Origin of the sequence: Sphingomonas azotifigens NBRC 15497, from assembly GCF_002091475.1 — a bacterium.
Taxonomy (GTDB): Bacteria; Pseudomonadota; Alphaproteobacteria; order Sphingomonadales; family Sphingomonadaceae; genus Sphingomonas; species Sphingomonas azotifigens.
Window position 1 is genome coordinate 168058 of sequence record NZ_BCTR01000012.1, and the last position, 13890, is coordinate 181947.

A 13890-nucleotide genomic window follows, 5' to 3' on the forward strand; every position below is an offset into this window, starting at 1 on the left:
CATAAACGTTCCCAGTCTGTTCTGGACCCGGAGGATTGGATGCTCACGCGCAAGCAGCACGAGCTGATCTGCTTCATTTCCGACCGTCTTGCCGAAACCGGGGTATCGCCCTCGTTCGAAGAGATGAAGGAAGCGCTCGACCTGAAGTCGAAGTCGGGCGTGCACCGCCTGATCAGCGCGCTGGAGGAACGCGAGTTCATCCGCCGTCTGCCCAATCGCGCCCGCGCGCTTGAGGTGCTGCGGATGCCGGAACGCGGCGAACGCAAGCCTGCTGCCAAGGCTCCGAAGTTGGCCGCGACGGCAGCAACCGCAGTGTTGCCCGCCCCGGCCAATGACGTGGTAGAGATCCCGCTGCACGGCCGCATCGCTGCCGGTACTCCGATCGAGGCGCTGGAAGGCTCGACCATGCTGCCGGTGCCCGCGGCGCTGCTGGGCGCGGGCGAGCATTATGCGCTCGAAGTTGCCGGCGACTCGATGGTAGAGGCCGGTATTCTCGACGGCGACTATGCGCTGATCCGGCGGACCGAAACGGCGCGGGACGGCGAGATCGTGGTCGCGCTGATCGACGATGCCGAAGCGACGCTGAAGTATTTCCGCAAGGAAGGCGCGATGGTGCGTCTCGACCCTGCGAACCGCGACTATACGCCGCAACGCTATCGTCCGGACCAGGTGCGGGTACAAGGGCGGCTTGCCGGATTGCTGCGGCGCTATTGACGGCATTCGCTATGGAGAGGTTTCGGGGCAATAACTCCTTCCCCCCCTCTCTTCGTATGCGCATTGGAAAGTCACAGGTTTGCGGAGTTGGGTACGTATCGTACTGCGTGGTCTGCTAAAACTGCTCTGATATGATGCCACCCATACCTAGTCTGCTTACGACCTAGTAGGTTGATTGGGCCGTTTCTTTTGGATATTCTTCCTCCCATGACATCAGTGCTCGGCTATCGGGTGCGGATGGGGTGGGAGACGTGCAATGCGGCTCGGATTGATCGCGATCGGCAGCGTTTTGTTGTCGATGCCGGCGCTGGCGCAGGAAGCGTCTAAGGCCGACGCCCCCAAGTCCGCAACCGCTGGCGCGCTGCCGAAGCCGAACACCGCTGCCGATCCCATCGTGGTGACGACGCTGAAGGCACCGGATCGCGCCACCGTTCGCAACCTGGTCCAGGCAATTACGCCAGTGGTGCCCTTTGAAGAGCCACTGCCGCGGTTCGACGCGCCGGTCTGTTTTGCTTCGACCGGGCTGGACCGGCCGACCATGGAACGGATTGGCGATCGCCTGGCCGAGAATGCGATGCTGGCAGGGCTCCAGCTGGCGGGTTCCGGTTGCAAGCCGAACGTGGCGATCCTGTTCGTCAACGACGTCGACCGGGCTGTGAAGATGCTGCTCGCGCGCCGCTGGTGGCTGTTCGGCGACAGGCTGCCCGCCGAAGTCCGCACGATCACCCACGAAGCAGGACCGGTCCGCGCATGGAGCAACAGCGAGTTGCGCAGTGCCCAGGGGATGCCGCGCGGCGAAGCCGTGCTGGCCAAGAACCTGCCGGTCAACGAGGGCGTCGTCATGTCCAGCCCCACGGCCTCGCGAATCGAGGCGCGCGTACAGCGCGACATGCTGGTGTCGATCGTGCTGGTCGAACGCGCGGCCGTGATCGGCAAGACGACGACGCAAGTCGCCGACTATCTGTCCATGCGCACCTTGGCCGTCATCCGGCCCAATCATGCCAGCGGACGGGATTCCATCCTCACGCTGTTCGATGCCGACATGACCGAGCCACCGGAGGCGCTCACCGTGTTCGACCGCGGGTATCTGAAGGGCCTCTATGCGGGAAATGCGAACCAATATGCCGCACTGAAGATCGGCAAGATCACCCGCACCATCCTCGCAGGCGCCCCGCCCCGGGTTCCTGCCGTTACCGCTCGGGAACACCCCGAATAGCGGGGCGGCTACGAACACGGTGATGCGACTGTGCGTCGGGGCGACGGCGTGACCACCCTAAGTGCCACCCGACGGAGGACCTCCATTTTTCTTCGCGATTCCCGCGCGCTGTGGCACAATCCGGACAGGCTATGGGAAGAATGCGATGCGCGTTTTGCCTCTGGTAGTGCCAGTTGCCCTGATGCTCGCCGGTTCGGCGCTGGCGCAGCAGGCGCCGCAGGAAGGCACCCCGCCGCCAGTCAAGCCACAAAGCGGGGGTACCGGCGATCCCATCATCGTCACCGGGCGACCGCTGCCGCCAAAGGCCGAGATCCGATCGCTGACGCGCGCGATCGCCCCGCCTGACCTTTCCGACGAGCCGATGCCGCGTTTCAACGACTCCGTATGCTTCGGCAGCGGCGGTCTCGATCGTCCAGTCCTCGAGGCGATCGGCGATCGGCTCGCAGAAGATGCCGAACTGGCCGGACTGCGCCTGGCGGGCGATGGCTGCAAACCGAACGTCATCGTTCTGTTCGTCGACAATGTCGGCAGCGAGGTCGCCGCACTGGTCCGGCGCAAATGGTGGGTATTCGGTGATCGGTCGCCCTCGGAGATCCGCACCATCGTCAACGAGAAGGGCCCGGTGCGCGCCTGGAGCAACAGCGAGACCCGCAGTCGCGATGGCGACCGGATCGACAGCCACGGGGTGCTGCGCGTGCCGATCGCATCGAGAATCGTCACGCCGGTCCGCCGCGATGTGCTCGCGTCGGTGGTGCTGGTCGAACGCGCTGCCGTGCTCGGCAAATCGCCGCGGCAGATCGGCGACTATGTAGCGATGCGCAGCCTCGCCGGTGTACGCCCGCCGCGCACAACCCGCGGGGAGACCATTCTCACCCTGTTCGATCCCGGCACCATCTCGCCCGCGTCCGAAATGACGCGCTTCGATCGCGGCTATCTGCGCGGCCTGTACAGCGGCGCCCCCAACACCCTGGCCTCGACCACCCAAGGCAAGATCGTCCGCGAGATCCTGAAACCGAACGACAAGGATCCCGCGGGCGCTGCTCCCAGGTAAGGCGCTGCCGCCTCAGCGTGCGGCTGCCTCGAACGCCTTTTGTGCGGCATCCAGCCGGCGGCCAAGCTCGCCGGGATCGACGAATGCCTCGGCATCGCCAGCAAGCTGCTTGGCGCGCTTGGCCGCAAGATCGAACTGCTCGGCATGAAAGGCGAGGAACACGTCCGCCTGGGTTGCGCGCAGCTTGGCAAAGGTCGCGTGGAAATCGGCCGGCGCCGCGTCATAGCCATGGCCCGGGGTCAACGGCTGGTCGGCAACACTGAGGCTGCAGGCAAACAACACCGTCAGGCTGTCGCCACCCGAGGGCACCTGCATCGTGAAGCTGGTGCAGCCCTTGGTATGGCCCGGCGTGAGATGCGCGACGAGCGTGTTGGTGCCGAGACGGATCTCCTCGCCGTCCTTCAGCTGCGCATCCACCTTCACCGGCGGGGCGGCGATGGTGATGTCCGGGCGATAATCCGCCCGCCCTGCCTCCAGCGCGGGTGTGTCCGCGGCGCTCGCCAGCAGCCGCGCGCCGGTGCGGCGCTTGAGCTCGGCAAGGCCGCCTTCATGATCCCAGTGCGCGTGGTTGATCAGCAGGATCTTCACGTCGGTGAGCTTGAAGCCGAGCTTCTCGATATTGGCGGCGATCAGCGGCGCGCTTTCCGGCATGCCGCCGTCGATCAGGATGTGCCCCTGCGGGCTCGTGATCAGATAGGCGGCGATGCCGGTCGTCCCGACATAATGGACGTTGCCGAGGATCCGGAACGGCGCCATCGGCTGGTTCCACTCGGCGCGTACCTTGGCCCAGTCGGTACTTTGGGCCAGCGCCGGGGAGGCGAGGCCAAGTGCCGAGGCCGCAAGCAGAATCCGGATCATCGTCGATCTCCCTTCGCGGCGCTGAATGGCGGCTCGACGGTGGGCGGGTCAAGCCACGGATGATGCCCCGCCTCACGCACGGTGCGAATGCTTCCGCCCGCGAAGGTGATCGCGACGCCGCCGGTCCGCGCCAGCACCGCGCGATCGAGCCGCAGCCAGCGGGGGTGGCAGGCGCGCGGTAGCCGCCGGTCGCTCACCACCACATCGCTGACGGCGCAGACCTCCACCAGTTGGCGCCATGCCACCGGATAGGCGCTCCGGGTTGCCGCTACCCGCCACTGCCGCCCGCCCTGCACGATGTCCGCCATGCATAGATCGACGCTGCACCGCGCATCGGGCCGTTCGGCGAGCGCAGCCAGTGCCTCCGGCTCCACGCCGCCATTCTCGCCCAGCACCTGTCGGGTAAAATCGCCCGCACGATCGCGCAGCAGGGCGAAGCTGCCGTCGGTCATCCGCAGCGCGACATGGCGGCCGTCGCCGGTCACCAGCAGGTCCGGGCCGGGCGTCGCCAGCGCCCAGATCGCACCGGCGACCAGCGGCACCACACCCGCCAGCCGCACCCGCGTCCGCCACAGCCCGAGCCAGAGCCCGCCCAGCACCATGCAGGCAAAGGCGCCGGCGGGCATCACTGGTAGCGCGGCGACCGATCCGGGCGCGCTCCCTGCCGTGTGGGCGATCCACAGCAGCACCGCCATCGCCTTGGCGGTCAGCCACCAGAACGGCGCGCCCAGGCCCACCAGATCGGCTACCAGTGCCAGCGCCTCCAGTGGCATCACCACGAAGGTGGTCAGCGGGATCGCCGCAATATTGGCAACCGCGCCGTACACCCCGCCCTTGTGGAAGTGGAACAGCCCGATCGGCATCAGCGCCAGTTCGACAAGAATGCCGGTGAGCAGCAGCGACCCCGCCTCGCGTGCAACCCGTCGCGCAACCCCCTCCTCACGCGCCTCGAACCAGTGGTGCATGTGCGGGCTCTCGTGCAGCGCAACGATCGCGGCGACAGCGGTGAAGCTCAGCTGGAAGCTGGGGCCGGCCAGCGCCTCCGGCCAGAGCAGCAGCACCACCATCGCGCCGGCTGCGACCAGCCGCAGGGTCAGTGCCTCGCGCCCCAGGCTCAGCGCCACCAGCACCAGCAACGCGGCGACGCAGGACCGGATCGTCGGCACCTGCCCCCCGGTCAGCCAGGTATAGCCGATCGCCGCCAACGCCCCCGCGCCCGCCGCGACCAGCGGCAGCTGCACCCTCAGCGCCAGCCAGGGGCTGAGCGCGAGCAGGCGGAGCACCACCAGCATCGTCGCGCCGGTGACGGCGGTTACGTGCAAGCCGCTGACCGAGAGCAGATGGGCGAGCCCCGCCCGCCGCATCGCCTCGCTGTCGTCCTCGGTGATCGCCCCCTCGTCGCCGGTCGCCAATGCGCTGGCGATGCCCCCGGCACTCCCGGGCAGCTTCGCCTCGATATGTGCCGACAGCGCCGCGCGCAGATCCTGCCCTGCTCTGGGGGGCGGGCGGCGCAACGTCACCACGTCCAGTGCCTTGCCGGTCGCACCGATCCCGTCGAACCAGGCGACTCGACGAAAATCATAGGCGCCGGGTACCGAGGGGCCCGGCGGCGGCAGCAGGCGGGCCCGCAGCGCCACCCGCGCACCAACGCCGATCCCGCTCGGCACCGCAGCCACATCGACATTCACCCGCACCCGCGGCGGCAGGTCCGCCCGCGCGATGGGGGCGAGCACCAGCCGCACCAGGCCGCGCGCCGAAAGGCTGTCGACCCGCAGTACCTCCGCCTCGAACGTCACGATCGTCGGTCGTGCGAGCACCGGTGCCGAAACGCTCTCGGCACGCCACCAGATCGCACCACACCCCGCCGCTAACAGCAGGCCGGCGAGCAGCACGACTCTTCCCGATCGGCCTGGCAGTACAGCCCCGGATGCCGCTACGCCCAGCGCGCCGACCAAGAAGCCGACCCACTGCCGGGCATCATCGAGCACGAACCAGGCGGTGATCCCCGCCCCGAAGGCCACCGGCAACCAGAGCGGCAATTGGCCCCGTTCCGCTTCCAGCCAAGGCTCGATCACCCCCCGCCCCTTGGGGAATCCCCACCCTGCCCCCATTTGAAGGCCCGGAAACCCCGTGCTAGGGGCCGCGGCGGCTGAACTGGCCATTGAGACAACAGACTGGGAGCATGCGCGCTTGAGCGCAACACAAGAAACCACCCCCGCCAAGCCCGTCGTCACGCGCTTCGCCCCCTCGCCGACCGGCTTCCTCCATATCGGCGGGGCGCGCACCGCGCTGTTCAACATGCTGTTCGCCCGCCACCATGGCGGAACGTTCCTGCTGCGCATCGAGGATACCGATCGCGCGCGCTCGACCCAGCCCGCGATCGAGGCGATCCTCGACGGCCTGCGCTGGCTCGGGCTCGATTGGGACGGCGACGAAGTCTATCAGTTTGCCCGCGCCGCCCGCCATGCGGAAGTAGCGAACGCGATGATCGCGCGGGGTGCGGCCTATCGCTGCTACCTGACGCAGGACGAACTCGCCGCGATGCGCGCCGAGGCTGAAGCCGCGAAGAAGCCGCTGCGCATCCGCTCGCCCTGGCGCGACCGCACCGATGGCGATCCCGCCATCCCGCACGTCGTCCGCCTCAAGGCGCCCACCGAGGGCGCGGTGACGATCCGCGACCATGTCCAGGGCGAGGTGACCGTGCAGAATGCCGAGATCGACGATCTCGTGCTGCTGCGCTCGGACGGCACGCCGACCTACATGCTGGCCGTGGTCGTCGACGACAACGACATGGGCGTCACCCATGTCATCCGCGGCGACGACCATCTCAACAACGCCTTCCGCCAGCTGCCGATCTATCGCGCGATGGGCTGGGACGAGCCGGAATACGCGCATATCCCGCTGATCCACGGTGCGGACGGTGCCAAGCTCTCCAAGCGCCACGGGGCGCTCGGCGTCGATGCCTATCGCGACGAACTCGGCCTGCTGCCGGAGGCGGTGTTCAACTATCTCCTCCGCCTCGGCTGGGGGCATGGCGACGACGAGATCATCAGCCGCGCGCAGGCGATCGAATGGTTCGATCTGGCGGGTGTCGGCAAGTCGCCAAGCCGGTTCGACCTGAAGAAGCTCGAGAACCTCAATGGTCACTATATCCGCCAGTCGGACGATGCGCGACTGGCCGATCTGGTCGCTGCGCGCCTGCCGTTCGAAGCCAGCGACTCGCAGGTTGACCTTCTGCGCCGCAGCATGGCTGCGCTGAAGCCGCGTGCCGCCAATCTCCTCGAACTTGCGGATGGTGCAGGCTTTCTTTTTCGCACTCGCCCACTGGAAATGGACGAGGGTGCGGCCGCTCTGCTAGAGGGCGATGCGCGCACCCTGCTCGCCCGTTTACACACCGCGCTTGACGGATTGGTAACGTGGGATACGGAGGCGCTCGAAGCGGCGGTACGCACCGTCGCGGACGACGCGGGCGTGAAGCTCGGCAATCTGGCGCAGCCGCTGCGTGCGGCGTTAACCGGCCGCCGAACTTCTCCGGGTATCTTCGATGTCCTGGCGCTGCTGGGACGCGAGGAAAGCCTCGCCCGCATCGCGGATCAGATGCGTACGCCCGCCTGAAAACGGGTCGAAGGAAAGGACGACTACATGAGCGATACCGCCAAACTGCAGATTGCGGGGAAAGACGTCGAATATCCCGTCCTGAAGGGCAGCACCGGGCCGGATGTCGTCGACATCCGCAAGCTCTATGCGCAGACCGGCGCCTTCACCTACGATCCGGGCTTCACCTCGACCGCGAGCTGCGAGTCGGGCCTGACCTTCATCGACGGCGACGAGGGCGTGCTGCTCCACCGCGGCTACCCGATCGGCCAGCTAGCCGAGAATTCGAGCTTCATGGAGGTCTCGTACCTGCTGCTCAACGGCGAGCTGCCGACGCAGGACGAACTGACCAAGTTCGAGAACACCATCACCCGCCACACCATGCTGCACGAGCAGCTGGCGACCTTCTATCGCGGCTTCCGTCGCGACGCGCACCCGATGGCGGTGATGTGCGGCGTCGTCGGCGCGCTTTCGGCCTTCTACCACGATTCGACCGACATCACCGATCCGCAGCAGCGCATGATCGCGTCGCACCGCCTGATCGCCAAGATGCCCACGATCGCGGCGATGGCGTACAAGTACAGCGTCGGCCAGCCGTTCCTCTATCCGAAGAACGACCTGAGCTACACCGGTAACTTCCTGCGCATGACCTTCGGCGTTCCGGCCGAGGAATATGAAGTGAACCCGGTGGTGGAGAAGGCGCTCGACCGCATCTTCATCCTCCATGCCGATCACGAGCAGAACGCCTCGACCTCGACCGTGCGCCTTGCCGGTTCGTCGGGCGCCAATCCGTTCGCCTGCATCGCGGCCGGCATCGCCTGTCTGTGGGGCCCGGCGCATGGCGGCGCCAACGAAGCGGCGCTCAACATGCTGCACGAGATCGGCCGTCCGGAGCGCATCCCCGAGTTCATCGCCCGTGCGAAGGACAAGAACGATCCGTTCCGCCTGATGGGCTTCGGCCACCGCGTGTACAAGAACTACGATCCGCGCGCGACCGTGATGCAGAAGACCGTGCGCGAAGTGTTCGCCTCGCTCAACGTTTCGGACCCCGTGTTCGAAGTGGCGCTGCAGCTCGAGGAAATGGCACTCAAGGACGACTATTTCGTCGAGAAGAAGCTGTTCCCGAACGTCGACTTCTATTCGGGCGTGATCCTGTCGGCGATCGGCTTCCCGACGACGATGTTCACCGCGCTGTTCGCCCTGGCCCGCACCGTCGGCTGGGTGGCGCAGTGGAACGAAATGATCTCGGATCCCGAGCAGAAGATCGGCCGTCCGCGCCAGCTCTATACCGGCCCGACGCAGCGCGACTACGTGCCCGTCAGCCAGCGCTGAGCCTGACGCCCGGGTTCCTGCCCGGACAATCGCAGCAGAAACAACGGCACCCCGCATCCGCGGTGGTGCCGTTTTTCTTTGCCCCGTCCCGTCTCCCCGGAGCGCTTTGATCCGGCTGGATTGACGCCGCCCGGGAAACATGGCTTGCACGCGGGATGTCAGGGGAAACGCGTCTGGGCGCGCTCGCGCCGCTCGTGGGCTATCATTTGCGTCGCGCGTCGAGCGCCTTTGCAGCCGATTTCAGCGCGGCGATGGAGGGCAGCGGGCTGCGCCAAGTGCCGTTCGCGGTGCTGTCGATCGTCGCGGCCAATCCGGGCATCAACCAGGGCGCGGCGGGGCGGATGCTCGGCATCAAGCGCGCCAACATGGTCGCGCTGATCAACGACTTGGTCGACAAGCAGCTCGTCGAGCGTGGGGTCGACGCCAGCGATCGGCGCGCCTTCGCGCTCACCGTGACCAAGGCGGGCACCGCGGCGCTAGCGGACGCGGTAGCGCGGATCGAGGCGCACGAGCACCGCATGCTCGACGATCTCAGTATCGAGGAACGCACGCTGCTGCTCGACCTGCTCGGCCGCATCGAGCGCCGCAGCCCGGCGCCCGAAAGCGACGAGAACGGCGAGGCCTGAGGCAGGCGGCCGGCGCGGCGCCGCGCCGGCCGCCTCTCAGAAGCGACCCGAGAGCTGCAGGTACCAGTTGCGCGGCCTCGCATACATGCGCTCGGCATAGCCCAGCGTCGCCAGCGAGGCGTTGCCCTGGATGAGATAGCGCGAGTCGAGCAGGTTGTTGACGCCGGCGCTCACTTCGTAGCGATCGTTCAGCTTCAGCGTCAGCGATCCGTTGGCGACGACATAGCCGTCCTCCTCGATCAGCGGGATGCTGCCGGTGATGAAGGTGATCTTGGAGGTATAGCTGGCATCGACCCGCGGGGTCAGGGTCATCCCGCCGCCCATGGCGATGTCATAGCCGAGCGCGAGATTGGCGGTCAGTGCAGGCGTCAGCGGCAGGTCGTCGTTCGGCGTCACCGTGGCGGTGGCACCCGGCACCGGCGTGATGCTGCGGATCTTGTCGTCGAGGACACTCAGACCGCCATCGATGCTGAGGCCGAACGCCGTGCGTAGGTTCGCCTCCGCCTCGACGCCGCGGATCCGCGCCTTGCCGGCGTTGAACAGCAACGGCACCACGCCCTGGCGGAAGATCAGCTGGATATTATCGTAATCGGCTTGGAACGCTGCGAGGTTGAAGCGCAGCCGGCCGATATTGGTCTTCACGCCCACTTCGTAGCTGGTGACGCTTTCCTCGTCGAACGGCACCGGCACATTGCCCGGCGGCGCGGCATTGTAGCGGGTGTTGAACCCGCCCGATTTGAAGCTGCGGGCATAGGAAGCATAGGTGCTGATCGCGTTGGTCCAGCGATACTGCACGCTGGCCGATCCGGTGAGAGCCGAGAAGGATTTGGCGAACGGCCGGTGGTAAAGAAACAGGGGGCCGCCTTCCGGTACCGCCTTGGTCGGCAGCGGATCGGGATCGGGCTGGCTCGACGGGAACAGGTTGAACACCGTGCCCAGGAAGGTCTTGCGATCGGTCGTGTAACGCAGGCCGCCGGTCAGTTCGAGACCGACAGCCGGTTTGATGCTGACTTCGCCAAAGCCCGCCAGCGAGTCGGTCTTCAGCCGCGAGACCTGGAGATCGCGCGAGCCGGGCCCGCCGGCGAGGATCGAGCGGATCACCGGCGGCGAGGGCGGATAGGCGAGGAACACCGTCGCCCGCTCGTCGGTGACTTCGTTGAAATAATAGCCGCCGACAATCGCGCTCACCTTGCCCCAGTCGAGCTGGAGCTGGACTTCCTGGCTGAATTGCCCGGACTCGGACCCGACATCGGTGGTGATCAGGGTGAGCGGCGTGTTGTCACCATCACGGATGCCGCGCGAGCTGGTGTTGCGATAGGCCGAGATCAGCTTCACCGCCGCCACCTGCGACAGCCGGATATTGGCGGTGGCACCGAGGCCCCAGACTTCCGAATTGCTCAGCACCGGCGCGGTGCCGCCATTGACGAACGGGCCCTTCGCCTGAAGATCGTTGGCGCAGCGCGGATCGGCGATCATCGGCACGTTCGGCGCCCCGAAGCGCGGATCGCCGGCGGTGAGCGGCGCATAGGGGATCGTCGCCCCCGGGCACCCTGCCCCCACGCTGGCGATTGCGGCGACCGGCGCCTGTTCGTTGATCCCGGCAAACACGAACGGCGCGCCATGTTCGTCGCGCTTCGAATAGTCGCCGCGGAGAAACAGGTCGAAATCGGTCGAGGGCTGCCACTTCAACGCCCCGTTGAACGAATAGCCGTCCTCGTTGCCAAGATCGAGGCCGTCCACCGCCCGGATCACATAGCCGTCGCGCTTGCGGAAGCCGCCGGAGACGCGGGCGGCCAGCGTGCTCGCCAACGGGATGTTGAGGGCGGCAAAGCCTTCGCGGAGATTATAGTCGCCCACCCGCAGCCGCGCCCGGCCGTTCCACTCGCCAAGCTGGGGCTGCTTGGTCCGCACCAGGATCGCGCCGCCGATGGTGTTGCGGCCGAACAGCGTGCCCTGCGGCCCGCGCAGCACCTCGACGCCGTCGATATCGCCGAAGTCGATCGCGCCGCCCACCGCGCGGCCGAGATAGACCTCGTCCAGATAGATGCCGACGCCCGGATCCACCGCCGCAGTGGGGTCAACTTGGCCGACGCCGCGAATGAACACCACCGCCGAGGCACTGTTGCCCGAGAGCTGGCCCGCCGGCTTGAACTGGAGGCTGGGGGTGACACGCTCGAGATCCTGGGTCTGCTGGATCTGGCGGTTCTGCAAGGTCTCGGCACTGAGCGCAGTGATCGCGACCGGCGTATCCTGCAGGCTCTCTGCCCTGCGACGCGCCGTGACCACGATCTCCTGCGAGACATCGCTGCTCGGTGCCGCCTCGGTCTGCACCGCCGTCTGCGCGAACGCGACTGGAACGGTAGCAGTGCCCGTCACTGCCAGCGCCGCCAAGCCGCACGTCGTGCGCACGCGGGTGCGCGTCGAAAAGCCTGCCATGCCAACCTCCCCTGGCTCGGAATCGTGGTTCGTCCCGATGCCCGAGGAAGGTCGCATGCAGAAATGTTTCAGTCAATAACAGTTATGCCACGTACCAAATTTGCAACATACTGAGATCAACTCACTGCGCGGCGCTCTACCAGGCGCAGCGACGGGCGTGCGCTGAGGCCGAACATGCGCCGCGCAGTGCCGGCCATGAAGCGCGGCAGTTCGCGGCGCTCCATCGGGGCATCCAGCCCCTCCGCCTGCAGCGCCCAGAGCCGTTGGAAGGCGCCGGTGCCGCGGAGCAGTTCCAGCGGCGCGCCGTCCTCGACGATCCGGCCCTGCTCGACCACGATTACCCGGTCGAAGCCCACCACCGTGGACAACCGATGTGCCACGGCAAGCACGGTGCGATGCGCCATCAGCGCGTCGAGTGCCTGCTGCACCTCGATCTCCGAGCCGGTATCGAGTGCCGAGGTCGCCTCGTCGAGCAGCACGATCGGCGCCTTGCTGAGGAACGCGCGGGCAATGCCGATCCGCTGGCGCTGGCCGCCCGACAGGTTGGTGCCGCGCTCACCGACCAGCGTGTCATAGCCCTGCGGCAGCAAGGCGATGAACCCTGCGCAATGCGCCGCTTCTGCCGCCGCACGGACCTCCGCGTCGGTCGCGTCGGGGCGGGCGAAGCGGATATTTTCGAGAATCGAGCGGTGGAACAGCAGCACCTCCTGCGGCACCACCGCGACGGCCTGGTGCAGGCTTTCCTGCGTCACCCGGTCGATTGGCTGGCCGTCGATCAGCACGCGCCCCGCCTGCGGATCGTGCAGGCGCTGGACGAGCTGGAGAATGGTCGACTTGCCCGCGCCCGAGGGGCCGACGATGCCGATCTTCTGGCCCGGCGCGACGTCGAGCGACAGATCGTGCAGCACCGGCCGCCCCGGATGATGCCCGAAGGTGACGCCCTCGATCCGCACGCGTCCCTGCCCCGCGCGCAGCGGCGCGGCGTCGGGCGCGTCGTCCAGCGCGTGCGGCGCACCGACGATCTCCAGCGTCTCGCGCAGATAGCTGAACTGCTGGCTGGTATCGATCAGCGCCATGGCGAGGTCGCGTGAGCCGTTGAGCATGCGAAAGGTCATCGCGCTGACGACGACGACGTCGCCTGCGGTGATGCCGCCCGCGATCCAGCGCTCGACCGCCCAGACCAGCGCGCCGCCTACCAGGATGACCAGCGCGACATCGTGGAGCACGCGGATGCGCTCGACGAACATCCAGCCGCGCTTCTGCGCCGCCGCCTCGGCCTCAAAGAAACCGCGCAGCCGTTCGGACTCGCGCCGACGGGCGCCGAACGCCTTGATCGCGGCGATGTTGCTGACCAGGTCGACCAGTTCGCCGCCGCTCTCGCTGGCGGCGCGGGCAAAGGCCTTGTGATATTTGTCACCGCGCAGGCCGAGCAGCACCAGCCCGCCGCTGGCGGCCACGAAGATGCCGGTGATCGCCACGGCCATGCGCCAGTCGATCGCGAGGAAGATCAGCAGTGCGCCGCCAAAGGCGATCAGCGGCGGCGTGATCTCCATCAGGATGCGGTGCGTGAGCGCCGCGAACGAGCCGGTCAGCGCGCCCACGCGGTGGCCGAGCGAGCCACCCCGCTGGTTCTGGAAGAAGCCGATATGATGGCCGGTGAGATAGTGGAACATGTCCAGCCGGATGCGGATGCCGCTCGCCACGGTGACGTTGCAGAGCATCATGGCCGCGCCGCGCACCAGGCCGTTCTCGAGCGCCACCAGGCCGACAAATGCCGCGAGTGCGAAATACACCGCCTGGTGCGACGGGGCCGCGACCGTCATCGAGTCGATCAGCAGCTTCATCGCATATTGCACGCCGACCGCGCTGGCGGCGCCACCCACCACGAGAAGGGCGAGCAGCGCGAAGGCGAGAGGCCGTCGCGTGACATAGTGGAGCAGGAACCGTGCCGGGCTCTTCAGAAACGGCATGTTGTCCCCCTTCGAAATCTTCGGGCGCTGCATTGCAACAAACATGCGGCCGAAAAGACCCGTCGGGGCATGAACCCGATGTGAACTTTCGTG

General features: G+C 67.1%; 10 protein-coding genes. 6 read left to right on the forward strand and 4 right to left on the reverse strand.

Annotation, left to right across the window (positions count from 1 at the left end; all coding sequences use genetic code 11):
- Positions 1 to 39 precede the first annotated feature (39 nt).
- From lexA to SAZ01S_RS06135, 3 genes are all read left to right on the forward strand, one after another.
- The gene (gene lexA, locus SAZ01S_RS06125; RefSeq protein WP_084581053.1) at positions 40 to 714 is read left to right on the forward strand and encodes a transcriptional repressor LexA; all 675 of its coding nucleotides are present in this window, start codon (positions 40 to 42) and stop codon (positions 712 to 714) included.
- A gap of 268 nt (positions 715 to 982) precedes the next feature.
- Positions 983 to 1930, forward strand: a complete 948-nt coding sequence (locus SAZ01S_RS06130; RefSeq protein WP_139809956.1) for a hypothetical protein — start codon at positions 983 to 985, stop codon at positions 1928 to 1930.
- A 145-nt stretch (positions 1931 to 2075) separates the two neighbouring features.
- Complete coding sequence (locus tag SAZ01S_RS06135; RefSeq protein WP_218018027.1) at positions 2076 to 2981, forward strand: hypothetical protein; 906 nt, start codon at positions 2076 to 2078, stop codon at positions 2979 to 2981.
- A 12-nt stretch (positions 2982 to 2993) separates the two neighbouring features.
- On the opposite strand, the gene bla is transcribed toward SAZ01S_RS06135, so the two are convergent.
- Together bla and SAZ01S_RS06145 are read right to left on the reverse strand one after the other, a co-directional pair.
- Complete coding sequence (bla, locus tag SAZ01S_RS06140) at positions 2994 to 3839, reverse strand: subclass B3 metallo-beta-lactamase (RefSeq protein WP_084581059.1); 846 nt, start codon at positions 3837 to 3839, stop codon at positions 2994 to 2996.
- Positions 3836 to 5950 (reverse strand): ComEC/Rec2 family competence protein, encoded by a 2115-nt coding sequence (locus SAZ01S_RS06145; protein WP_174596096.1) that lies wholly within the window; start codon positions 5948 to 5950, stop codon positions 3836 to 3838. Before SAZ01S_RS06145 ends, bla begins: the two co-directional genes overlap by 4 nt.
- Positions 5951 to 6029: 79 nt before the next feature.
- Between SAZ01S_RS06145 and gltX the strand changes: the two genes are divergently transcribed.
- The 3 genes from gltX to SAZ01S_RS06160 all read left to right on the forward strand — a co-directional run bounded on the left by gltX (position 6030) and on the right by SAZ01S_RS06160 (position 9391).
- On the forward strand, positions 6030 to 7454 hold the full coding sequence (gene gltX, locus SAZ01S_RS06150) for a glutamate--tRNA ligase (protein WP_084581061.1): 1425 nt from the start codon (positions 6030 to 6032) through the stop codon (positions 7452 to 7454).
- Positions 7455 to 7481: 27 nt separating this feature from the next.
- Positions 7482 to 8765, forward strand: a complete 1284-nt coding sequence (locus SAZ01S_RS06155; RefSeq protein ID WP_084581063.1) for a citrate synthase — start codon at positions 7482 to 7484, stop codon at positions 8763 to 8765.
- 155 nt (positions 8766 to 8920) lie between these two features.
- On the forward strand, positions 8921 to 9391 hold the full coding sequence (locus tag SAZ01S_RS06160; RefSeq protein ID WP_084581065.1) for a MarR family winged helix-turn-helix transcriptional regulator: 471 nt from the start codon (positions 8921 to 8923) through the stop codon (positions 9389 to 9391).
- 36 nt (positions 9392 to 9427) lie between these two features.
- Here SAZ01S_RS06160 and SAZ01S_RS06165 read toward each other — a convergent pair whose 3' ends face one another.
- Both SAZ01S_RS06165 and SAZ01S_RS06170 read right to left on the reverse strand, forming a co-directional pair.
- Positions 9428 to 11827: a TonB-dependent receptor gene (locus SAZ01S_RS06165; protein ID WP_084581067.1), complete on the reverse strand. Its 2400-nt coding sequence runs from the start codon at positions 11825 to 11827 to the stop codon at positions 9428 to 9430.
- Between the two features lie 116 nt (positions 11828 to 11943).
- On the reverse strand, positions 11944 to 13797 hold the full coding sequence (locus tag SAZ01S_RS06170) for an ABC transporter ATP-binding protein (RefSeq protein WP_084581142.1): 1854 nt from the start codon (positions 13795 to 13797) through the stop codon (positions 11944 to 11946).
- Positions 13798 to 13890 lie beyond the last annotated feature (93 nt).

Bases quoted from the DNA above. Each gene is read 5' to 3' on its own strand.
- lexA (WP_084581053.1), top strand. From the start codon at position 40: ATGCTCACGCGCAAGCAGCACGAGCTGATCTGCTTCATTTCCGACCGT.
- SAZ01S_RS06135 (WP_218018027.1), top strand. From the start codon at position 2,076: ATGCGCGTTTTGCCTCTGGTAGTGCCAGTTGCCCTGATGCTCGCCGGT.
- bla (WP_084581059.1), bottom strand. From the start codon at position 3,839: ATGATCCGGATTCTGCTTGCGGCCTCGGCACTTGGCCTCGCCTCCCCG.
- SAZ01S_RS06145 (WP_174596096.1), bottom strand. From the start codon at position 5,950: ATGGGGGCAGGGTGGGGATTCCCCAAGGGGCGGGGGGTGATCGAGCCT.
- SAZ01S_RS06155 (WP_084581063.1), top strand. From the start codon at position 7,482: ATGAGCGATACCGCCAAACTGCAGATTGCGGGGAAAGACGTCGAATAT.
- SAZ01S_RS06160 (WP_084581065.1), top strand. From the start codon at position 8,921: ATGTCAGGGGAAACGCGTCTGGGCGCGCTCGCGCCGCTCGTGGGCTAT.
- SAZ01S_RS06165 (WP_084581067.1), bottom strand. From the start codon at position 11,827: ATGGCAGGCTTTTCGACGCGCACCCGCGTGCGCACGACGTGCGGCTTG.
- SAZ01S_RS06170 (WP_084581142.1), bottom strand. From the start codon at position 13,797: ATGCCGTTTCTGAAGAGCCCGGCACGGTTCCTGCTCCACTATGTCACG.